The sequence below is a fragment of the Paenibacillus amylolyticus genome, assembly GCF_001570725.1.
Taxonomy (GTDB): domain Bacteria; phylum Bacillota; class Bacilli; order Paenibacillales; family Paenibacillaceae; genus Paenibacillus; species Paenibacillus amylolyticus_A.
Map to the genome: position 1 here is coordinate 3,521,977 of NZ_BCNV01000001.1, position 21,992 is coordinate 3,543,968.

Below are 21,992 nucleotides of genomic sequence, written 5' to 3' on the forward strand. Positions count from 1 at the left end.
TATCGCACATCGTGACAAAAGGAAAGCCAAAGCACGGGAGCCCCGGCTATGACTTTCCCTCTAATTCGAACGTCACCGATGTTTAATTCGCGTAGAACTACGAATTAGTTTTGTTTTTTATCTTCGTCCACAACTTCGTAATCAGCGTCTACGACGTTGTCACGTTTTGCGGAACCTTGTTGCTCTTCAGCGCCTTGTGCTTCTTGCTCTTGCGCCTGTGCTTGCTCATACAGTTTCACAGACAGTTGTTGAACGATCTCTGTCAGTTCTTCAGTAGCAGCTTTGATATCCTCCAGGTTGTCGGAAGCCAGAACGCCTTGCAGTTTTTCTTTGGCTGCATTCGCTTTTTCAACTTCGCCTGCGTCTGCTTTTTCGCCAAGATCTTTGATCGTTTTGTCAACAGAATAGATCAGTTGATCTGCACTGTTTTTCGCTTCAACGAGTTCTCTGCGTTTTTTATCTTCTTCAGCATGCAACTCAGCATCTTTCATCATTTGCTCAACTTCAGCATCGCTCAAACCGCTGGAAGAAGTGATTGTGATTTTTTGAGTTTTGTTTGTACCTTTATCTGTTGCAGATACGTTAACGATACCGTTGGCATCAATATCGAAGCTAACCTCGATTTGTGGAACGCCACGTGGAGCTGGTGGAATATCACCCAACATGAAACGTCCAAGCGATTTGTTACCCGCTGCCATCTCACGCTCACCTTGCAGAACATGAATCTCAACACTTGGTTGATTGTCTGCATATGTGGAGAACACTTGAGATTTGCTTGTAGGGATCGTTGTGTTACGCTCGATCATTTTAGTGAATACGCCACCCGCTGTTTCGATACCCAGGGACAATGGAGTTACGTCAAGCAATACAACGTCTTTCACATCACCTGTCAGTACGCCCGCTTGTACAGCAGCACCCAAAGCTACAACTTCATCTGGGTTAACGCCTTTGTGAGGCTCTTTACCCGTCAGTTTTTTGATCGCTTCTTGTACAGCTGGAATACGTGTGGAACCACCAACCAATACGATCTTGTCGATATCGTTAGCTGTCATACCCGCATCGCTCAATGCACGACGAGTTGGTTCAAGCGTACGCTCAACCAGACCTTCAGAGATTTCTTCAAATTTCGCACGGCTCAGGTTCAACTCCAAATGCTGAGGAACACCATCAGCGACTGTGATGAACGGCAAGGAGATCGTTGTAGTCAATACGCCGGAAAGTTCTTTTTTCGCTTTTTCCGCTGCATCTTTCAAACGTTGAACCGCTGCTTTATCTTTACTCAAGTCAATGCCTTGATCTTTTTTGAATTCACTTACGAGGTAATCGATGATCACTTGGTCAAAGTCATCGCCGCCCAATTGGTTGTCCCCGCTAGTTGCTTTAACTTCGAAGAAGCCATCACCCAGTTCAAGAATGGATACGTCGAACGTACCGCCACCCAGGTCATATACGAGGATCGTTTGGTCTTCGGATTTCTCCATACCGTATGCCAAAGCTGCTGCTGTTGGCTCGTTGACGATACGCAGAACTTCCAGACCTGCAATTTTACCCGCATCTTTAGTTGCTTGACGCTGACTGTCATTGAAGTAAGCTGGTACAGTAATAACTGCTTGAGTTACCGTTTGACCCAGATAAGCTTCAGCATCGGATTTCAATTTTTGCAGGATGATTGCAGAGATCTCTTGTGCGGAGTAGTCTTTGCTATCGATTGTTTCCTTGTGGGAAGTACCCATGTGACGTTTGATCGACATGATGGTACGATCCGGATTTGTGATGGCTTGACGTTTTGCTGTTTCACCAACAACGCGCTCTCCATCTTTTTTGAAACCGACTACGGATGGAGTTGTACGTGCGCCCTCCGGATTTGGAATTACGACAGCCTCGCCGCCTTCCATTACTGCTACGCATGAGTTTGTTGTTCCTAAGTCAATACCGATTACTTTGCTCATCCGAAAATTTCCTCCCTCAACAATTTAAAATGAATGGGTCTGATCTGACCCTTATTAGATGTTCATGTTGCTAATCGTGCTCTATGTGTACAAACCTTTATATTAAACTTCGCCCACATTGTTCAACCAAGGAGCCGACTCATTCCTTCCAATACGGAAATTATGAGCTGACTTTAACCATAGCTGGACGAAGCACTTTATCTTTCAGCATGTAGCCTTTTTGGACTTCCTCAACAACGATACCTTCTTCGTATTCGTCGCTCTCCACTTGCATGATTGCTTGGTGGAATTCAGGATTGAACGGTTGTCCTACCGATTCCATTGCTGTCAGTCCTTCATTCGTCATCACAGTTTCCAATTGACGGAAAATCATTTGGATGCCTTTGGAGAAAGATTCGGACTCTGTTCCTTCCGGTACAGTAGCCATGGCGCGCTCGAAGTTATCAATAACCGGTACCAGTTCGGTGACCAGCTTCATCGAAGCGTATTTAGCCAATTCTTCTTTTTCCTTCTGTGTACGACGACGGAAGTTGTCAAAATCAGCCTGTGCACGGACATAACGCTGCTGTTGCTCCTCAGCTTCTGCCTTCAGACGTGCAAGCTCATCCTGCTCCTGATCAGCAATCTCTTCAGCTTGTGCTTCTGCAGCGCCAGCTTCATTGACAGGCTCCTGCTCAGCTGCTGTTACTTCTTGTTCTTCTGTAAATGATTGCTCCTCTTTCAAGATGTTCACCTCCTTATACGAATGAAATGGTTCATTCCCGTCTCTTATTTGAAACGATGCGTCAGCATCGCCGTCAAATCACGGGATAGTGTATTTAAAATATGAATGACACGTGCGTAATCCATCCGCGTGGGTCCCAGAATACCGATCGAACCCAAAGCCTCGCCGTCCAATGAATAGGAGGCTGTAATCAGGCTGCAGTTAGCAAAGGCTTCATGATCATTCTCAGTGCCGATTCGCACTTGAATACCAGATCCACCCGGCACGGGCATCATCAATTTCATGAGTGTTGGTGTCTCTTCCAGCAGATCAAGAATATCTTTTACCTTTTCGATATCTTTAAACTCCGGTTGAGTCAACATGTTGGTGGCACCACTGAGGAACAGACGATTGTCATGTTCGTTGTCAAAGGCACTGTTCAGCACCTGCATAACTTCCTCATAACGTGTAATATGCCGTTCCATCTCTTGCCCAAGTTCGGTATAGAGACGGGATTTTAATTTGTAAATTGGTACGCCCACAAGCTTGGTGTTTAACAGGCGAACCACATTCTCCATCTCGGCGACCGAGATTTCTGGTGGAATCTGGACCGTCTTATTCTCTACCTGACCTGTGTTGGTCACGATGATTGCCACAGCTTCACTCTCGTTCAGCGGAAGCAATTGAAAGTGACGAAGGGACGTATGGAATACTTCCGGTCCAAGCAGGATCGAAGTATAATTCGTCATATGTGACAAAATATTGGATGCATGCTGAATAACTTGTTCCATGACGTTCAGCTTTTCGGCGAAGAACGACTTCAGATCATCTAACTCTTGAGGCTCCACCTGATTCCAGGGAACCAAATGATCGACATAATATCGATAACCTTTATGGGAAGGAATGCGTCCTGCTGATGTATGCGGCTGCTCCAGAAAGCCCATATCTTCAAGGTCCGCCATTTCATTACGGATCGTCGCCGGACTGTATCCAACATCTCCCCTTTTGGAAATGCTCCGGGACCCTACGGGCTCAGCTGAACGGATATAGTCATCCACTATAGCGTTCAGAATCATTCGTTGACGCTCTGTTAACATGGTGAGTATTCCCTCCTTCTGACTGTACTGTCCCATGTCGTTAGCACTCCGGTTAGATGAGTGCTAAGCGGTAATACAAAAATACCAAACTGACGTGATCATTGTCAAGTGAGTTTGATGAGTGGGCTCATCTATTTATAGTATAGACCAATGTCGGCGAGTACTAACAACTTTATTGAACATCCTTTGAAGTAAAAAGGACTGCATGTAGGGCAGAGGTTGACTCGGCTCGATCCATGCAGTCCATTCAGTTGTTAGGCCGAAACGTTAAGCTCTTTCAATACCGCGATTTCATCACAACAATCCTGCTTGCTGCAATGAACACAGTCGGTCCATACTTTCTCGGGGAAAATCTCTTTCTCCACCACGGCAAAGCCGTTTTTGAGGAAGAAGGACACTTCGTATGTCAACGCCATAACCTTAGGGATTTGTTGTTTCTCCGCTTCTTCTACCAGTCGGTCCAGCAATCGGGAGCCAATACCGAGCCCTTTGTGTCCTTCCGAGATACCGAGTGATCTGACTTCCACCAAATCATTCCCCAGACGACAAAGCGATCCGCAACCCACGACTTCACCATCGACTTCGGCTACAACAAAGTGCTCCAGCTGTCGGTGCAGTATTTCCCGTGATCGCGGAAGCATGATCCCACGCTCTGCATAGCCCTTAATCATTTCATACAGTGGTTCAACATCTTCCGGCACGGCTTTTCTGCATATTACCGACATCCTGCTCTCCTCCTATTACCAAGCTTTCCAGAGGAAAGCTGACTTCGTAGTTGTTAAATTAACACGCTCTGTAAAATCAATATGAATAAATATACAACAAAGCGTATAGAATTTCAAGCTACGAATTCAGCGATATGGACCCGATAAACTCCGCAAAAACGTCATTTCCGAACAGGATACCCTGCTCGCTCAGTCGGAAGCCGTCTGCCGTACGCTCAAGCAGTCCTGCGTTAAGCATTTTGCCCAAAGGCTTCGCAAACACGTCTTCCATGGACTCTCCGAACTGTTCGCTAAACCGTGAGGCCGAAGCTCCCTCCAACATTCTCAGTCCAACCATCAGATAATCTTCCATGGCCTCCGGGCGAGCAATCTCGAAATGATCCAGACGAGGCAGCCCTGCGCGTGAAGCTTCAACATAAGGATTTATACCTTTAATATTCATATGCCGTTCGCGGCCCACATATCCATGTGCACCTGCACCCAGACCATAGTAGTCCTCATTACGCCAGTAGGTAATATTGTGACGACTTTCGAAGCCTGGCTTGGCAAAGTTACTGATCTCGTATTGTCCGTAGCCTGCTTCTTTCATACGTCTCATTAATAGAAGATACATCTCCAGCTCGTCATCTTCATGAGGAAGAGGTAACTGGTTCTTCTGATACAGGGTATGGAAAAGTGTATTCTCTTCTACTTTCAGGCTATAAATGGAGTAATGCGGCAGATCCAGTTCCAGCGCTTTGTCGATACTCTCATTCAACATCTCTACGGTCTGGTTCGGCAACCCGAACATCAGGTCAATGGACAGGTTATTCAAGCCCGCTTTACGAGCGTTCTCCAAACTACGATATACATCATCCGTGTTGTGAATACGCCCAATGCCTGTCAGCAAATCATTCTGAAAAGCCTGTACGCCAAAGCTGACGCGGTTAACGCCGCCTTCTTTCATGGCAGCGAGCTTCTCCGCATCCGTTGTTCCCGGGTTGGCTTCCATCGAAAATTCAATATCGTCCGCCCAATTCGGGAAATACGTTTTGACTGAACGAAGAAACACCGCCATCTCATCCGGTTTCAAAGCCGTTGGCGTACCACCACCTACAAATATGGTCTTGATCTCACCCGGTGGATTGGCCTTAACTGTATGTTCCATCTCCCGTTCCAGCGCTTCGAGATATTGCATCACGGGCTGATCTTTCAAAACGTAGGAGTTAAAGTCGCAATAAAAACATTTATTCGTGCAAAAGGGAATGTGAAGATACACCGCTTGGGGCGCACCTGTCTTCCGGCTGTGTGCTGCCAATGTCATGGCAAGTCCCCCTCTATTTGAAAAAAGGAAAGCCATCCGGCTTCCCTTTCAGCTTAGTTATTTAATATTCTGTGTTGTACCATGTTTGCAAACAAACGTCCTAATCTAATTTGAATACACACATTCTGTGTTGTACCCGAGACAAACTTTTGTTTATCCTTTCATACACAAATTATTGCTGTACCAAAAGGATTCACGTGACGTTTGCAAGCAAACGTCCTAGTCATCAATTTTCAGTACCGCCATGAATGCCTCTTGCGGCACCTCAACGTTACCAACCTGCTTCATCCGCTTCTTACCTTCCTTCTGCTTCTCAAGCAGTTTCCGTTTCCGCGAGATGTCACCACCATAACACTTGGCAAGTACGTTTTTACGCATTGCTTTTACCGTTTCACGAGCAACAACCTTAGTACCCACAGATGCCTGAATTGGCACCTCGAACATTTGCCGTGGAATCAGCTCGCGCAGTTTCTCACAGATAATACGTCCGCGGTTATACGCACGGTCACGGTGAACGATAAAGGACAAGGCATCGACTTGTTCGCCATTGAGCAAGATATCCATTTTAGCCAGATTGGACTGACGATATCCAGACAGCTCGTAGTCAAAGGATGCATATCCTTTGGTACTGGATTTCAACTGGTCGAAGAAGTCATATACAATTTCGGACAACGGGATCTCATACGTAATCGTAACCCGGGTTGTGTCCAAATATTCCATATTCACATATTCGCCACGCTTGTTCTGACACAATTCCATAATGGTACCTACATAATCATTCGGTACGATGATGGCTGCTTTCACGTATGGCTCCTCGACATAATCAATCCGGCCTACCTCAGGGTAGTTGGATGGGTTGTCAATTTGCATTACTTCACCATTGGTCAGCGTCACGTGATAGATTACACTTGGTGCAGTCGTGATCAGCGGGATGTTGAATTCACGCTCAATACGCTCCTGGATAACATCCATGTGAAGCAGTCCAAGGAATCCGCAACGGAATCCAAAACCTAGGGCACTGGAAGTTTCCGGCTCAAAGCTGAGAGAAGCATCGTTCAATTGCAATTTCTCCAACGCTTCACGCAGATCAACATAGTCCGATGTTTCAATCGGATAGAGACCGCAGTAAACCATTGGATTAATTTTGCGATAACCCGGCAAAGGTTCCGGTGTTGGATTTTTGGCATCCGTTACCGTATCCCCGACTTGTGTATCGCCTACATGCCGAATACCAGCAACGATAAATCCAACATCACCCACGTTCAGCTCGTCCACGATGGTCATGCGAGGTTTGAACGCTCCAACTTCAATGACTTCAAAGGTTTTACCTGTTGCCATCATTTTGATTTTAGAACCGGATTTGATTTTGCCGTCAACAACACGTACATATACGATTACACCTTTGTACGGGTCATAATGTGAGTCGAAAATCAGCGCTTTCAGCGGCTGATCCGGGTCGCCAGTCGGTGCAGGAACACTTTGCACAACTTGCTCCAGAATTTCTTTGATTCCGATACCTGCCTTAGCCGAAGCCAGAACAGCGTTGCTCGTATCCAAACCAATAACATCTTCCACTTCCTGCTTCACCCGATCAGGATCAGCGCTTGGAAGGTCAATTTTGTTGATAACCGGTAAAATTTCAAGATTATTGTCCAATGCCAGATACACGTTGGCGAGTGTCTGGGCTTCAATTCCCTGAGCCGCATCCACAACGAGTAGAGCGCCTTCACATGCCGCGAGGCTCCGTGATACTTCATACGTGAAGTCTACGTGTCCCGGTGTATCGATCAAATTCAATAGATACTCTTCACCGTCATCCGCTTTGTAAGTCAGGGCTACTGCTTGTAGCTTGATCGTAATTCCACGTTCACGTTCGAGATCCATCTGATCCAAAACTTGTTCTTGCATTTCTCGTGTTGTCAGCGCACCTGTGTACTCCAAGATCCGGTCCGCAAGTGTTGATTTGCCGTGATCTATATGTGCAATAATAGAAAAGTTACGAATTTTACGTTGTCTTGCCCGAATATCAGTCATTCCTTACCCCCAGAAACAGCCTAGTGTCAATCACTTCATTATAACAGTTGATGCAGAGTGCATCAATCCCGTGATGTCTTAACTTTATAATAAAGTGTGATCATGAAACTCCCAGAGGTTATATTGTACCTTTAAATCATGGTATTTTATTCAGCAACTCCGCTAAAAAGAGAGACCACCCACTTGATTCCACTATGAGAGAGATTTTGCAATAGTCCAGCTGTTTTGTCTGCCAACACATCCACCGGAGCCTTACTCTGATCTGCCCCAAGCACTTGGCTTGGTGACTGAACAGGTACAAACGTTGGTTCTTTGACTTCCTTTTGGACAGGTGCAGTCGGAACAGATTCGGTAACCGGTGAAGTTGGCTCTGTTGTCACAGCGGTTGACGTGCCGTCTGATGGATTACCCATATGAAAGTTGCTGCCAGCCAGCTGCATTCCAAACAGCACACCCAGCAACATTAATACAGCGATGGATAACAGTCTTTTACCGAATCTGGACATATGCTTTGCCTCCTGTCACTCTCTACTATTTTGGTCTTCATACATATATAGTCCCTATCCACCCTGTGATGACGTTTCTGCACTGGCTTTGTCCACCTTCTGATCTTCCCAATACACTTGGGCAATCATGTCAGCGAGAATTTTGGATGTCCGTTGTAACTCCGCCCCTGTATTATCGATCCCACCAATCTCAATCAAAATGCTGTTGGGTGAAAGGGTTTGGTTATACTCTCCGTTGTTGGCTCCTCCACCGTCCTTGCCCCAGACACCACGGGATACCCCAGGATACTTGGCTTCCAGTTTCTTATGAATTTTTGCAGCAAAAGCTTCATTCTGCCGCCAATTCGGATTTTCATGTCCAATAATGAAATATACTTTGGCGTAGCCCAAGTCATTAATAGTAGTCGTTGTTTTGCCATGACGCTGTGAATCACGATGAATGTCTATGAGATACGTCAAATCATCATTTTGAGCGAGTGCCGCTTTTACCGTTTGACGGGAATATTTATAGGAATAGTTCCAGTTATAATCCTTTACTTTGGTAGGGTAATCATCCTTGGCGTGCTCTACGCCGATTCCCAGCTTCTCCAGACTGTCTGAGAGATAGGTTCCCACTTGAAACACATTTCCTGTTGATTTGCCTGATGATGGGTTATCACTCTTCGTACCTAGCAGTGGATTGTAACCTTCCCGTGGATGAGAATGATAGATGAGAACTGATTTTTTACCTGTTGTCGGTGAACCGCTATTGTCTTTCTCGCCATCCTTCGCTGGGGGATCTTCTTTAACTTCTCCATCTCCAGGCTCGCTCGAATCAGGTGGGTCCGTGTTGTCCTGACCTGGTGGAACATGCAGCTCACTACCGGGTTTTCCTCCATCCGCTGAAGCTGTATCCGTAAGACCAGGACCGGGCTGATAATCTTCGGGAGCCTCAGCCTTTTCGTTACCCGAGCCTGGCCGGAGCAGTACAGGTTGGTTCGAACCCATGCCCGGCATTTCTCTCGCAATCAGGCTTTTGGGGTCTTGAGGGTTTACATTCGTCAGCAATTGGAAAACAAAAGAGGTGAGATTCTCACCGGATATGGCAGAGGTCTGTTCTTTCTGGGTGAGATGGGGCATCTCCATACCAAGCATATCGACGAAAAAGCGGCTTGATACGGCGCTTGCAAATCCTTTCATGGAAGAAACGGGTGAATTATTTAAGCGTTTCTCTGCTATTCCTCCGAGACCAAGTACGACAAAAAACAAGGCAGATATGATCATAAGCAACAACAACGTACGGCCCATGGCCAGCACGTGCAGACATCTTTTTTTCCACTTCCCAATATTCCAGGCCAATATCTTGTTCATTCTGCTGTCTCCTTCCCTGCTGGACAACTCTTATACTTCAACTCTATGAGCCCGCCCAATTTGATAGAACAGGAAAATGAAAGATTCCGGGAACAAAAAAGAAAGTCCGATAGATTCGGACCTTCTTCTCAGCCTTCTCAGCAATTTTAAGTTTTAATGTGTATAGGCGGCTACGTTATCTGGATTCACTGCATCATGGAGTGCGGCGTTAAGTCCTGTAGCGATAACATTGGCGATTCCCTCAATAAACTCATCAATTTCTTTGGGAGTAACAATGAGGTCATGACCCAGTGGCTCCAGTACCTCTTTCACCAGACTTAGTCGATCTTGCTCACCGATGTCGTCCAGCATACCCATGATCTGTTTCGTCTGATCCGTTTCCTGGCGGAAGTGTGAGCGCATCATCTCAATGACATTGTTCACAATGGTGGAAGCATAACATACAGTCGGTACGCCGATGGCGATGCAAGGAACGCCCAATATTTCACGGGTCAAACCACGTCGTTTGTTGCCAATACCTGAACCCGGGTGGATACCAATGTCGGCTACCTGAATCGTTGTGTTTACACGTTCCAAGGAACGGGAGGCCAGAGCATCAATCGCAATAATCGCATCCGGCTTGGTCCGGTCTACAATCCCCTGTACGATGTCACTGGACTCAATGCCCGTTGTACCTAATACGCCGGGAGCGATCGCGCTGACTTCCCTATACCCTGGTGCAACCTGATCAGGCACCAATTCGAAATACTGACGGGTCACCATCAGATTTTCCACAACAAGTGGACCGAGTGAATCCGGGGTAACATTTAAGTTGCCCAGGCCAACAATCAAGACCTTGGATGTTTTGTTGATTCCGGCCTTAACCATAAAATCTTCCATCTCACGTGTGAACTCGGCGGCAACGCGCTCCTGTAACTCCGTATCCCCATTCCGTAGTGACGGCACCTCCAAAGTGACATAGTGGCCTTTCACCCGACCAATGGCTTTGGCTGCTTCATCATTAAGTACATCAATACGTGTGATCGTAATACCCTCTTTTTTCTCTACGTCTTCCCGTAGTCCGGGAATCGTCTGTTTCTGTCCACCTTGCGCCATTTCCTTGGAGTCGATTGCCAAATCGGTACGAACTGTATAGTTTTGCAAATCCAGTGTCATTCTGTCCCTGCCTCCCTTACCGCATTTGAGCATATTGTGTGGGAAAAAGAGTTTCTTTATGCAGCATGTCGAACATCGTAGGAATATCTGTTGCATTTTACATGCTAGCGTGATAGAATATTTTAAGTTGTGAAACGTTTGTATTCATGCAAATGCCTTACAGGAGGTGAATGTAATGCCAAACATCAAATCCGCTGTTAAACGCGTAAAAACGAGCGACAAGCGCCGCGCACTCAACGCTTCCCAGAAGTCTGCACTCCGTACAGCTGTTAAAGCTGCTGATGCTGCTCTGGTAAGTAACGAAGTTGATACTGCAAAAGCTGCGATTCAAGCTGCTTCCAAAAAGCTGGACAAGGCTGTAACTAAAGGTCTGGTTCATAAAAATGCTGCAGCACGCAAAAAGTCTCGCTTGGCGAAAAAACTGAACGCTCTTTCCGCACAAGCGTAAGAAGCGTTACTTATACGATCCAATGGAAAAATCCTGAACAGCATAGGCTTTCAGGATTTTTTAGTATCTGATTCGTTAAGTATAAGACACAGATAAAGCGACCTTTAATCCGATGATCTAACCATCATGGAGCAAAGGTCGCTTTGTTTGTATCATAATAGTATTCTATTACGTTTACGTACTCATTCACGCACCAAGTCTTAATAAGAAAAGCTCCAGACCCAGCACTTTATCCACCGCTCCTGTTTTCATCTGGTAATCCAGTTCACTAAGGTGACTCAAGATCATTCTCAGACGATCCGGCTGAAATTTACGCGCTTGTTCACCCGCAATCTTAACGGCATATGGATGCAGACCAAGCTGACTGGCGATCTGCTGCTGGGAGTAACTTTGCTGGCCTAACTCTTTCACCTGAATCATGATCCGAAACTGACGTGCGATTAAAGCTGCAATTTTAATCGGTTCTTCCCGTTGTTTCAGCAACTCATAGAAAAGAGCCAGTGCTTTCTCCAGTCGCAAATTAGCGAGTTCTTCCACCAGCGAAAATACATTCTGCTCTGTACTACGGGCAACCAATGACTCGATATCAGCGCGACGAATTGTCCCCCCATTACCCGCAAACAAACATAACTTGTCTACTTCAGCAGACAGGGTCTGCAGACCTGTTCCCGCGTAGCTGATCAACGTGTCCGCTGCTCCCGTCTCAAAGGAGACATCCCGCTGCTTCGCCAGTTTCACAATCCAATTCAACAGCTCATCTCCACTCAGTGGAGCAAAAGCAAGAACTACCGCCTGTTTCTTGACAGCCTTCACCAGTTTCTTACGCTCATCCAGCTTGTCCCCTTGGGCCAGGAAAACAATCGTACTGTACTCTGCCGGATTTTCCATATATGTAAGCAGACGATCAACCTGGTGTTCAATCTTGGATTCTTTACCTGCGGTAAACAGACTAGCATCCCTTACAATAATCAATTTGCGCGGAACTAGAAAAGGTACAGTCTCCGCTTCTTCAATAACGACCTCCACAGCCGTTTCAGACAAATCATATGGAATAATCGCAAAATCACGATGTTCTTCTTCAATAACCTGTTCCTTTAACATATCCGTAAACTGCTGTATCTGATACTTTTCCGTTCCATACAGCACATAGATCGGAGCCGGTTCTCCACTACGTATTGCCTTTGTTGCACTCTTTACATCCATTCACGGTGCCTCCTTATCCCTCTTATCCTACCAGAAAAAACGCAAGACAACAAAGGGACCTTACATCCAGTTTACGGATGAAGGTCCCCTGTCCTACATCTATATAAACGCAGACACCAGCAGTTCTAGAAAAAGCCGGTGCGCGGTCATACGACGTCAGTTGTTTGAACTGAGATAGGACGTTTTGTTACTTCCAATATATGCTTGTCATACTGAAAATGTTCTTTCATTTAGTGGCGTTGAATCCCAATTCCACTTATTTCGCAGAAGCTCCACCTGAAACAGAAGTTACATTAAACGAGTTCTTCGCCGTTGTTCCGTCCTTGTCCGTTTCGTAGTTGAATAGGGTACCATCCTTCGACCAACTTGCTGACTTCAGCGTCCCCTCTATACTACGTTGCTCAACCAGATTAAGAACATCCGGTTCATTGGCAGGTTTGGAGTATATGCTGATTTGATCACCAAGAAGCATAACTACATAGGAGCCGTCAGGTGAATTCCATTCTTTTGGTGCTGCCGTTGTAGCCATTCCTTGATCCGGTCCTGCCAATCCTTTGTTTCCTCCAGAGGTATCTGCACCTGTACCGGAATCAGTGGCAGCATTGCCTTCAACCGGAGCATCTTCATTTGTGTTCGGAGCTGTATCTTGAGAAGCGAAGGATTTCGCATCTCCATTTTCTGGTTCGGTTGTTCCATCCTCTTCACCATCTGTAGAAGATGTAGGAGCACTGCCTGATTCTTGATTTCTCTGCTCAGCGTCTTGGCTCTGACCCTGACTCTTCTGACTATCGGTCGAAGGAGAACTGGATGAATTATCCTGAGTTCCTTTATTCGGAGCAGGCGTCGATTCGGTAGCCGGTTGTTGAGGTGTCGGATCTGTCTGAACTTCAGGCTCCTGCACCTGATCTCCACCATTCTCTTCAGGCATTGTTTCAGATCCCAGGTTATCTCCTTCCGATGAGGAAGCATTTGAATCATCCACAAATACATCGTTGCTGCTTGGTTGGGATGAAGTTGAAGGATCATAATTCTCAATATTTTTGCTCAATGCATTCTGATCCACATTACCGCTCTCTTGAGTAGCTCCAGAGCTCAGCAACATAGAATCGGCATTCTCAATCTGTTCAGGCTCATATCCCCAGATGGCGAATCCCAATACAACTGCCGCAGCCGCTGCCCCCATGGACATTCGTCCTGCCATCGAGTTAAGCCATTTTTGTTTCTGCTTCGTTTTCCGCTCACTTGAACGTTGTAAATTCTCAAATGCAGCGGGGACAGGATTCATTTCCTGTATGGTGCTACTTTGCTCCCTACGCGCTTCGTCTATAGCATCAAGCTGTGGCATAATCGCATCAACCAGACTAAACTTCGGGCTTACTTGCGGTAATTCTTCCAGTTCTCTGGAAAGAGCTCTGAGTAAACTAAAATTCTCGGCGCACTCCGGACACTTGGCCACATGCTGTAGCATCTGCGCGGTTTCCGCTTCGCCCAGATCATGATCCAGATAGCGGTGCATCCATTCCACCACCTCTTCGCATTTCATCCTGTCACACCACCTTTCTGATATTCCTGTAGTAGATTCTGTAATTGCTGTCTGGCTCTAAATAAATAAGATTTCACCGTATTCAACGGAAGATCGAGACAATCCGCAATTTCATTGTAGGATAAGTCCTGCAAATATCTTAGAACAATAACGGTACGATGATGCTCGGGAAGCTTGTTGATTGCATCCTGAATGTCTTGGGCCACGTATGTAGACATGACCTCGTACTCCACATCCTGATTATCCTGAAAAACCATGTCATGTTCGTCAATGGAGACGGACGGCTTGGTTCTTCTGAATTTATCAATACAGATGTTCGTGACGATGCGTTGTACCCATGTTTTGAATTGGGCCTTTTCTTCGTATGAATTGATTTTGGTGTAAATTCGGATCAACGCTTCCTGAGCAGCATCCAAAGCGTCCTGTTCATTATTTAGAATGTAATATGCGGTCCGATAGACGTGTTGTTCAATCTCCCGCAATAGGGTAATTAGAGCGTCGCGATCGCCCGATTGAGCGGCTCTGATGAGTTCCGGCTCTACCACAAAGGATCCCCCTCTCCCTGCAACCTTACAGACGTGATCATCAATAAAATTGTTGCAAAGTTAAGTATTTTTTTAATTTGCCATAACAAAATAACGGCGTATGTATTAGGGCCGCTGAAATCTTCTCTTAGAATAACAGAAATCGCATAACGAGTCACCAAACGAGTCTAAAAGGGATTCCATTACTTACACGACTCAATTCAAATGCAATGGCATACATTATAGCTAACCACTTATTTGGTCCTCAAAATAAAAAAAAGTCGAAATTTGTCCAAATTTAAGCTATTTTTAATGCAATTTTCATGAAAATAGTGTATTGTAAATTTACATTCATAAACACGAGGTGATGAGCATGCCAGCTCTTGCGAAAATTCAAGCTTTAAAAGAACAAATGCCCAAAGAATACCAAAGCATTTCCCACTTTGTGGAACACGCATTGGAGTCCATCGATACTCTGGTCGAGGAACATCGGAAGTACGTAGCTGCACAGGCATTATACGGCGATAAAATCGTTGGATCGGAAGAACGCTTGTACAGAGAAACCGTACTTGATGTCAGAGCACAGTTGTTGATGACTCTTGAGAAAACAGTAGAAGATCTGTTGCACAAAGGCGACAAACACTGGAACAAACACTTTAAGGATGGCGTGGAGTAGTTCTTATATTTCTTCTACACTTTGAAAAAATGGCCCGTTTTCCGATATTCTCCCTTCTGGAGTGTAACGGAAAGCGGGCTTTTTTTTGCTGTGCTGTATTTTGCAATCAAATGAAGTGAGGAATCCCTGTCATCTCGATCAGAATAAAAATTGTTTTACTTATTTTCCTCCAACCTCTGTATGTTAAACTATATCAACTACCTTAACCTATCTTTTGTTAATATAGTTATTCAAGATGGAGGTCAATATTCAAATGACAAACACCCATAGAATCAATAGGCCGCGCGGAAAAATACTTGCAGCTTTATTAACTGCAATTGTAATTTCACTTGTAATGGGGATATATCACTACGTTCCCTTGGATGAAAGAATAGAGAATACTCACTATTATTCATTCGGGTATAAATTTACGGTTGGCTTATTGATTAACCTCGCTATTTTACTTTTCTTAATTACACCACTTTCTATATTGGTTGATGGGTTACTTTTATACAGAAAAAAGGATAATACGCATATGAGATTGCTCGTTGCTATTGCCGCATATGCTCTATTAGGTTTCATAGGTGGAATCATCTACTCGATATTTACACGTAACTTCAATACTTTTTCCGCTCAGACTATCCACATTGTTGTATGTTCTCTTGTCTTTTTAACTTCCCAGTTGGTATTAAATCGGAGTTTTCTTCACTCATCTTCACACCGATAAATAGATCGCGTGCCGTCACTCAACTCCAAACAACTTGTATCGAACATCAATCTTCCCATCTTTCACTCTCATCTGGACCTCACCCATCTGATCCGTCCGATAAATATCTGACCCGGTAGCTTCCAGACGTTCCATCACTCCTGGATTGGGATGCCCATATGTATTGTTAACTCCTGCAGATATCACAGCGGTTTTGGCATTCCAGTATTGGAGCCAGGCTTCGGTTGATGATGTTTTACTCCCGTGGTTTATATTGTCTTGTCAATACTTCACTATAATCTACCCCTTACCAGTTCAATACTTTTTATAGTGCTACTTCTAAAGCAACAAAATATGTACACTATTTCAAGCTATAATAAATAAGGTATGTTAGTGATTCTATAGTTATAAAATCATTCTCAGTGACTAGAAAACTAGATTTTTAGGGACTCACAAATAAAAATACAGAAAGACCCTCTATAGATGATTTAATATAAAGGCATCTTTCTGTATACTTTTTATATAAGGTATTCCTTCAACAGTCTATTAAAACTACGAAGATGTACGTTGACTACAATACCATGAATCTGCTGCGAGAGCTTGATACTTGCTGATTTCCAAGAATTTTTACGAGAACTCAAACAACTATCTGCAGTTTCAGTTAGATGCAGTCGTACCGCTTCTGCCCCACCCAAATCGAACAACCTTCCAATCTGGTAAGAAATATCTGAAATTTCAGAGGCAGCCTCAGAACTATACAAATTATTTAATTCATACAGTTCAAAATGGTACTTCACCCGTTTTTCCATAAGTTTGGTTGCATTGTCAGGAGATCGTATAAAAAAAATTAACGACACTGGATCCGTGTGAATAACCTCTGCAAATAGCCACTGATCTCCATCAATGTTATCAAAATAAGGATGTAGGGTTTCTTGTTCACTATTAATTGGATTCACTGAACCCTTAATTTTATTACAATCACTACATGCAGGCACTAAATTATTTGGGGCAATAGCCAAAGATGGATGTTTAGTTTTTGCCAAATAATGATCCAAAGTTTTAATAGGCAACTGCCCACATAATGGACATTTATCAATACCTTTAGGATATCTTAATGTCATATAAAACTCTCTACCAGGACTATCTTTTTTAGCCAGCCTACCATCATAAACCTTAATCATTTCATCTTTAGTAATATCACCATTAACATGGGACTTCTCTGCAATTTCGTGTAGTTTTGCATTACTTGCTTTGAGATCAAATTCGTTTGAATCTATAATGATCTCTGGCAAGCATCTCTCTAATCTTCTTTTCAATGATTTATCTTTCACCTTACTAATGGTTTGAATAAAAACATCTTCTACTTTGATTGATGGCTTAGGGAGGGAACGCATATACTTATTCCTCCTCTTTTTCAATAGAAGCTACAAGTCCTCGTACAATTGCACGTGCCTCTATTCCCAACTCATTATTAAAATGTTCCAGTATCGAAACATAGTCACTATGTTCTTTAACTGCTTCAGTTAACATCTTGTAGAATCCTGAGTAAAATACCTCTAGTTCGAAAATTTCTCTCGTTAATGCACCAATCCCTTCACCAAAAGTCTCAATATCAGTACGGCTGGACCATTGAGTTTTTCCTTGTCTGCGAAGCTTCCAAACACAACTACGTGGTACTTCTTGCAGAATAACTGGGGAATGCGTCGCAATGATCGCTACCGCATTTCTCCGAGTCAATAGATCGGATAAAGCCCTAACAAATGCCGAAAGTAAGGGGGGGTGTAAATGAGCTTCGGGTTCGTCTAATAGAACTATAGTTCTTTCTTCTACCGTCTCAACTAGTCTAGTTAGAGTGAGTAACACAATTTTGTGTCCAGAGCTTAACCGATGGAAAAACTTTTGGGCTCTAGATTTTAATTTTTTTTCCTCGTCTGTACCCTGATCCATTAAATCTGTTTCATCTAATTCTGTTTGACTTCCATCTTCGTTTTCAGACTGTAGAATACTTGGAACATCTGACTCCATGAAGATTGGATCGGATGAAAGCATCTCTACTGCTCTGAGCCATCTAGTTGTTTTACTACTCCTGACTATAGCATTTAAGCTATTTGCAAATTCATATTTCAAGTTATCTGGACTTTTAGGAGGTTTCTTAAATTGTTTTAAGCCGATATAAGAGTACGGGGTACCTTCTAACTTATTTCTACGTTCTGGAAGTGGCTCTGCTGGATCAAACGCGCTGAATGATACCGAAACTACGTTTGCGAATAAATTCTCAGAGGTTATTTCTTCAGAAATAGGACTAAAATACCCAACTTTTGAAGGATTTTTTTTATCTATTAAAGAATCAATCATATTATTCATTAAGAAAGTTTTCCCAACAGCATTTCGACCAATTAAGATATGAATATTGGTTGGAGGGTTTGATTTAGGCCCTACTTCAAAAGTCAATTCGAGACGCTCAGTGTTTGTATAATATGGGCCAACATATTTAAACTCATACGGAGTGAGTCTTGCATCTCCTTTAGCCAATCGACGATATTGTCCTAGTACTGAAGTTCTTTGCACACTTCTCATTAAAGATTGTCCAGTAACTCTTTGTGACATCGCTCTCTCATATGCAGATGACAATAGAGCCATGTCATTTAATGATTTTAGAATACCTTCCCGAATATCATCTCCAAGATTATTTAGATATTCGTAGTAAGATACATCTTGTCCTACTGAGAAAAATTCATCGTTTAATTGATCAAATTCCTCTGGTAAGTCAGGCCTTTTTTGACCTCTAGACATATTAACTTGACCAATTTTTAGACTGCCGATATATTCAACCTCACCAGAATGATTAACATATCGTAAAGAATACATAGTCTTGAATTCAAACCAGTCATTCCATTCGTCTTCCACAAGATAAAACTGGTTTATTGGATTCGCTCGTATATGTCCTCCATTCCCAACAACTTTCACCAACACTATAGCAGCCTCCCCTGAAAATCTCCATTTCTATAACATAGAATCCAGTTTATTTTTTATATCGACATCTGAGAATAAAAACTAAATAGGTATTATCTTAAATTGAAATAATTATCTTACCAACGACCGTTTTAATTGATATACGTTCCTACTGCTCATCTTTCCGTTTAAGGAATAATTGAAAAGACAGCTCAAAGCAACTGATATATACAACTCTACTAAGACACTAAAGATTTTTGAAAGCACATCTTGTTAAGATGCCCTTGTCATATAACACATGGTTTTTACTCGAGTGCTTCTTCACCATCAATTATAGTATGTATTAATTACTTTTAGAGTTGATCACTCTTCAGAACTACAAAGTAACTTATCTTTAGCGTCTTCTCTCCTCCCGGTTTCCACAAGGATACATGTATCTAACTTGCTAAGTGTGGAAAACAAAAAAGCCACTAGGAATAGTGACTATCTATGAGATACTATAAAATTATATTATAATTATTTCATTAAATTTCGAATACCGCTTGTTAGCAGCTAGGATGTAAGCATCTACTTTTTTAACAGCATCAAAATACATCAGACTCAGCGTTAGTTTCAATTCTTTGTTCAGCTCGCTGCAGATTTTGTTAATAACTCAATAAGCGTATATAAATTCTGGAAGGTCACGTTACTACCAGAGCTGCGTCTCCCAGTTTATGTCCTTATAAGTGAATCATACTGTCACTTTCCGTGTTGCGAGCACTATATTTATCTGTATAAAGACTTAAATATGTGGTCTGGGTTTCTCATGAAGCAATCCACTATTGCCCCAATAGCTGGGCTGTACTTCACTGTTAATGTAGCTTCCACGCCAACCATGGTTTTCTCCGTTCATTTCCGTGTAAATCTAATCAGGTGGAGACCTAAACCAGCATCAGATCTGTAAGATCCTCTGCAAGGGCTTTAGAGCCTGAAATCCCCTTGATATACTTTAGATGACCATCTGATGACCAATCTATACCCTTTAATTTTTCAATCTTTTTAGGAATCATCTTATAATCAATATTCCCCTCTTCATTGATACAGCTTTCAATGAGATCCGAGCCTGCCATAGATAAAGCATCAAGACAAACAATATGAGTTAATCGCTGTCCTTTATAGTCAATCCACTGTGGATAAAACTTCTCTTTGATTGAGTTGAAATAAAGCAAAGATACATGTAATTTGACCTCTTTGGTCAAAGCTGAACATTGCGGTTTCCTTGTCAGATACTTCAATGTCCGGTACAAATTTTGAAGGGTAATGTGTCTTCCCTTGTTTCGTTTACCAACGATGCTGCCAATATGATGAAACGGACTATCTGCTCTTACGAGTAATTCCGTTGCAATCCAACTAATATCATCTGAGGCTCTAGTAAGGTATTTACTTAGAGAAGGGGCAATTCCTTTAGCTTTGGTATTTATAATATTAAACAATTGGATTTCTTCGTCATCATCTAAATAATGAAACGCTACAAAAGGAACAGCCAAATCGGAATTTGTTTCCTCAATATAGCGTTTTATTCCCCCTAATCGATGTTGCCCATCCATTAGAGACGCCTTGGCCTTACAAATGAGACGACCAAATGTTGGACGTTGTTTGTCATATGCTGTAAACTCCCAATTTGAGGACGCGTTTAATAATAAAGGAGTGAATAGAGCTTCGTCTCCCCTAGATAAATAAAAAGCAAAGTCATTACATCTTCTGATATCAACTGGACGTTGATATCCCTTACCCGATGGATCATCATACGATTTTACGAAAGTTAACAAAAAAGAATCATGTGCGGAAAGTGAACTTTGATATGTTATTTTCCCACGTATTTTATTTAAAAGAACATTCTCTATCACGATGGGTCTAGCTAAACTGGAATTCATAGTTGTCATCATACTCCTTGTTGTTTGTCCAGGTTGTCCTATAAATTGGGGTCAATTATATGTGGAAGATAGAGGATTACATCAATGTTTTCATCATCCCCTGCTACAATGAACTGATACGATCTAGCAACATTAGCCTTTAAATCCTCCGTAAACATAAGACCTACTGTTCGATATCTCTTATCTGAGCTTACGATTGGAAAAGGTAATTGAGCCACGGCAGATATGGCTATTATTTCTTCATGGACCGCACTAATCCATTCCTTTCCTCTCGGAGTAAATTCTTCTTTCAGCAATTCGAACCGCTCTTCGTCCGTTATCAAAATGAAATAACACTTCTGATATAAGATGAATTTTTCAATTCTATACACATTTCGACAGTTATGCTCATCCATTAAAACAAGGATATTCGCCTTATTGTTATTACTCATACATGGCTACTCCTTTACCTTTAGGAATGAGAAGATCCGATATTGATTATACCTATATTATAGGTACTTTGTATACCCTTCTTGTTTTATTTTAATTTGGCTATTATTGGGCAAGGGGTGATTATCGCATGAATTTCAAAGATACGGGAAACCGAATACAAGAACTTCGAAAGACACGATTTCATAACCGTGTATCTTTTGCCCAAGCTCTTCAAACTTCGGATGAGAATATTAAACGAATTGAAAGTGGTAAAGGTTTACCCAGTATTGACCTCCTTATTAAAATGGCTCTAACTCTAGAAGTGAGTACAGATTATATCTTATTTGGCCATCTGATGACTCCAGAGGACGAAGCAAGTACTTCTCTTATCAGATTACATCAACAATTAAGCCATGCTGGCAAAAAAGCCTTACATAAAATTGCTACGGAAATTTATATTTTAGAAAAGGGGATAAAATGAAAAATCGCCTCAAAAGGAGATCTTCCTCTTCTCCAGATATTTATTTCCGTCTATCTTTTACATTTTTCCGAATTACATCTTCTGTAATATCTCCTACAACGCTCCTTCTAGCCTCGATTAACACTGGTTTAAGATATCAAAATCATCTAAATCTGATACAAATACACCCTATCAATTTGAAGGCATTCTGTAATATGGGATTAAGCCAACTAACAAAACCTAAGGATAATTTGTGTAATCTTGAGGATACTTCATAATGCATATCCGATAGCCCGATATATTGATCTAGTCCAAGCTGTCTTTCAATCTTACTATCAAATGTAAAAAGTAAAAG

20 protein-coding genes are annotated in these 21,992 nt (G+C 42.8%); 3 read left to right on the plus strand and 17 right to left on the minus strand.

Going from position 1 to position 21,992, the window contains the following annotated elements; genetic code table 11:
- Positions 1–104: 104 nt before the first annotated feature.
- The 9 genes from dnaK to gpr all read right to left on the minus strand — a co-directional run bounded on the left by dnaK (position 105) and on the right by gpr (position 10,822).
- The gene (gene dnaK, locus PAHA3_RS15625) at positions 105–1,949 is read right to left on the minus strand and encodes a molecular chaperone DnaK (RefSeq protein WP_062835522.1); all 1,845 of its coding nucleotides are present in this window, start codon (positions 1,947–1,949) and stop codon (positions 105–107) included.
- A 160-nt stretch (positions 1,950–2,109) separates the two neighbouring features.
- A complete protein-coding gene (gene grpE / locus PAHA3_RS15630; RefSeq protein WP_371327915.1) occupies positions 2,110–2,682 on the minus strand; it encodes a nucleotide exchange factor GrpE in 573 nt (190 codons plus the stop codon).
- 35 nt (positions 2,683–2,717) lie between these two features.
- Positions 2,718–3,749 carry a heat-inducible transcriptional repressor HrcA gene (gene hrcA / locus PAHA3_RS15635; protein ID WP_036615092.1) on the minus strand — a complete coding sequence of 344 codons (1,032 nt, stop codon included), beginning with the start codon at positions 3,747–3,749 and terminating at the stop codon, positions 2,718–2,720.
- A 254-nt stretch (positions 3,750–4,003) separates the two neighbouring features.
- Complete coding sequence (locus PAHA3_RS15640) at positions 4,004–4,474, minus strand: N-acetyltransferase (RefSeq protein WP_017687214.1); 471 nt, start codon at positions 4,472–4,474, stop codon at positions 4,004–4,006.
- 118 nt (positions 4,475–4,592) lie between these two features.
- Positions 4,593–5,777 carry a radical SAM family heme chaperone HemW gene (gene hemW / locus PAHA3_RS15645; protein ID WP_062835524.1) on the minus strand — a complete coding sequence of 395 codons (1,185 nt, stop codon included), beginning with the start codon at positions 5,775–5,777 and terminating at the stop codon, positions 4,593–4,595.
- Between the two features lie 219 nt (positions 5,778–5,996).
- On the minus strand, positions 5,997–7,811 hold the full coding sequence (lepA, locus tag PAHA3_RS15650) for a translation elongation factor 4 (protein WP_062835525.1): 1,815 nt from the start codon (positions 7,809–7,811) through the stop codon (positions 5,997–5,999).
- 146 nt (positions 7,812–7,957) lie between these two features.
- Entirely contained in the window at positions 7,958–8,317 is a 360-nt protein-coding gene (locus tag PAHA3_RS15655; RefSeq protein ID WP_062835526.1) for a hypothetical protein, read from the minus strand.
- Between the two features lie 54 nt (positions 8,318–8,371).
- Positions 8,372–9,667, minus strand: coding sequence for a stage II sporulation protein P (locus PAHA3_RS15660; RefSeq protein ID WP_062835527.1), 1,296 nt, complete (start codon positions 9,665–9,667; stop codon positions 8,372–8,374).
- A 153-nt stretch (positions 9,668–9,820) separates the two neighbouring features.
- Positions 9,821–10,822: a GPR endopeptidase gene (gene gpr, locus PAHA3_RS15665; protein ID WP_062835528.1), complete on the minus strand. Its 1,002-nt coding sequence runs from the start codon at positions 10,820–10,822 to the stop codon at positions 9,821–9,823.
- A 175-nt stretch (positions 10,823–10,997) separates the two neighbouring features.
- Here gpr and rpsT point away from each other — a divergent pair, with 175 nt between their 5' ends.
- The gene (gene rpsT / locus PAHA3_RS15670) at positions 10,998–11,270 is read left to right on the plus strand and encodes a 30S ribosomal protein S20 (protein ID WP_024628504.1); all 273 of its coding nucleotides are present in this window, start codon (positions 10,998–11,000) and stop codon (positions 11,268–11,270) included.
- Between the two features lie 186 nt (positions 11,271–11,456).
- Here the strand turns inward: rpsT and holA are convergent, their stop codons facing one another.
- The 3 genes from holA to PAHA3_RS15685 all read right to left on the minus strand — a co-directional run bounded on the left by holA (position 11,457) and on the right by PAHA3_RS15685 (position 14,561).
- Positions 11,457–12,473: a DNA polymerase III subunit delta gene (gene holA, locus PAHA3_RS15675; protein ID WP_062835529.1), complete on the minus strand. Its 1,017-nt coding sequence runs from the start codon at positions 12,471–12,473 to the stop codon at positions 11,457–11,459.
- Between the two features lie 256 nt (positions 12,474–12,729).
- The gene (locus PAHA3_RS15680) at positions 12,730–14,016 is read right to left on the minus strand and encodes an anti-sigma factor family protein (protein WP_062835530.1); all 1,287 of its coding nucleotides are present in this window, start codon (positions 14,014–14,016) and stop codon (positions 12,730–12,732) included.
- Positions 14,013–14,561: an RNA polymerase sigma factor gene (locus tag PAHA3_RS15685; protein ID WP_017687205.1), complete on the minus strand. Its 549-nt coding sequence runs from the start codon at positions 14,559–14,561 to the stop codon at positions 14,013–14,015. The genes PAHA3_RS15680 and PAHA3_RS15685 overlap by 4 nt, the downstream gene beginning before the upstream one ends.
- Before the next feature lie 352 nt (positions 14,562–14,913).
- Between PAHA3_RS15685 and PAHA3_RS15690 the strand changes: the two genes are divergently transcribed.
- Positions 14,914–15,216 carry a hypothetical protein gene (locus tag PAHA3_RS15690; RefSeq protein ID WP_062835531.1) on the plus strand — a complete coding sequence of 101 codons (303 nt, stop codon included), beginning with the start codon at positions 14,914–14,916 and terminating at the stop codon, positions 15,214–15,216.
- Between the two features lie 721 nt (positions 15,217–15,937).
- Here the strand turns inward: PAHA3_RS15690 and PAHA3_RS30490 are convergent.
- The 5 genes from PAHA3_RS30490 to PAHA3_RS15715 form a co-directional block, all read right to left on the minus strand.
- Positions 15,938–16,108, minus strand: coding sequence for a hypothetical protein (locus tag PAHA3_RS30490; RefSeq protein WP_167350893.1), 171 nt, complete (start codon positions 16,106–16,108; stop codon positions 15,938–15,940).
- Between the two features lie 311 nt (positions 16,109–16,419).
- Positions 16,420–17,295, minus strand: a complete 876-nt coding sequence (locus tag PAHA3_RS15700) for an HNH endonuclease (RefSeq protein ID WP_062835533.1) — start codon at positions 17,293–17,295, stop codon at positions 16,420–16,422.
- 4 nt (positions 17,296–17,299) lie between these two features.
- Positions 17,300–18,874 (minus strand): AAA family ATPase, encoded by a 1,575-nt coding sequence (locus PAHA3_RS15705; protein ID WP_062835534.1) that lies wholly within the window; start codon positions 18,872–18,874, stop codon positions 17,300–17,302.
- An 899-nt stretch (positions 18,875–19,773) separates the two neighbouring features.
- Positions 19,774–20,766, minus strand: a complete 993-nt coding sequence (locus PAHA3_RS15710; RefSeq protein WP_062835535.1) for a DGQHR domain-containing protein — start codon at positions 20,764–20,766, stop codon at positions 19,774–19,776.
- A 38-nt stretch (positions 20,767–20,804) separates the two neighbouring features.
- A complete protein-coding gene (locus PAHA3_RS15715; protein WP_062835536.1) occupies positions 20,805–21,197 on the minus strand; it encodes a hypothetical protein in 393 nt (130 codons plus the stop codon).
- 128 nt (positions 21,198–21,325) lie between these two features.
- Between PAHA3_RS15715 and PAHA3_RS15720 the strand changes: the two genes are divergently transcribed.
- Positions 21,326–21,658, plus strand: coding sequence for a helix-turn-helix domain-containing protein (locus PAHA3_RS15720; protein ID WP_062835537.1), 333 nt, complete (start codon positions 21,326–21,328; stop codon positions 21,656–21,658).
- Positions 21,659–21,992: the final 334 nt, after the last annotated feature.

Excerpts from the sequence above, each read along its gene's own strand:
- dnaK (WP_062835522.1), bottom strand. The coding sequence starts at position 1,949 with ATGAGCAAAGTAATCGGTATTGACTTAGGAACAACAAACTCATGCGTA.
- hrcA (WP_036615092.1), bottom strand. The coding sequence starts at position 3,749 with ATGTTAACAGAGCGTCAACGAATGATTCTGAACGCTATAGTGGATGAC.
- PAHA3_RS15640 (WP_017687214.1), bottom strand. The coding sequence starts at position 4,474 with ATGTCGGTAATATGCAGAAAAGCCGTGCCGGAAGATGTTGAACCACTG.
- hemW (WP_062835524.1), bottom strand. The coding sequence starts at position 5,777 with ATGACATTGGCAGCACACAGCCGGAAGACAGGTGCGCCCCAAGCGGTG.
- lepA (WP_062835525.1), bottom strand. The coding sequence starts at position 7,811 with ATGACTGATATTCGGGCAAGACAACGTAAAATTCGTAACTTTTCTATT.
- PAHA3_RS15655 (WP_062835526.1), bottom strand. The coding sequence starts at position 8,317 with ATGTCCAGATTCGGTAAAAGACTGTTATCCATCGCTGTATTAATGTTG.
- PAHA3_RS15660 (WP_062835527.1), bottom strand. The coding sequence starts at position 9,667 with ATGAACAAGATATTGGCCTGGAATATTGGGAAGTGGAAAAAAAGATGT.
- gpr (WP_062835528.1), bottom strand. The coding sequence starts at position 10,822 with ATGACACTGGATTTGCAAAACTATACAGTTCGTACCGATTTGGCAATC.
- rpsT (WP_024628504.1), top strand. The coding sequence starts at position 10,998 with ATGCCAAACATCAAATCCGCTGTTAAACGCGTAAAAACGAGCGACAAG.
- holA (WP_062835529.1), bottom strand. The coding sequence starts at position 12,473 with ATGGATGTAAAGAGTGCAACAAAGGCAATACGTAGTGGAGAACCGGCT.
- PAHA3_RS15680 (WP_062835530.1), bottom strand. The coding sequence starts at position 14,016 with ATGAAATGCGAAGAGGTGGTGGAATGGATGCACCGCTATCTGGATCAT.
- PAHA3_RS15690 (WP_062835531.1), top strand. The coding sequence starts at position 14,914 with ATGCCAGCTCTTGCGAAAATTCAAGCTTTAAAAGAACAAATGCCCAAA.
- PAHA3_RS15700 (WP_062835533.1), bottom strand. The coding sequence starts at position 17,295 with ATGCGTTCCCTCCCTAAGCCATCAATCAAAGTAGAAGATGTTTTTATT.
- PAHA3_RS15710 (WP_062835535.1), bottom strand. The coding sequence starts at position 20,766 with ATGAATTCCAGTTTAGCTAGACCCATCGTGATAGAGAATGTTCTTTTA.
- PAHA3_RS15715 (WP_062835536.1), bottom strand. The coding sequence starts at position 21,197 with ATGAGTAATAACAATAAGGCGAATATCCTTGTTTTAATGGATGAGCAT.
- PAHA3_RS15720 (WP_062835537.1), top strand. The coding sequence starts at position 21,326 with ATGAATTTCAAAGATACGGGAAACCGAATACAAGAACTTCGAAAGACA.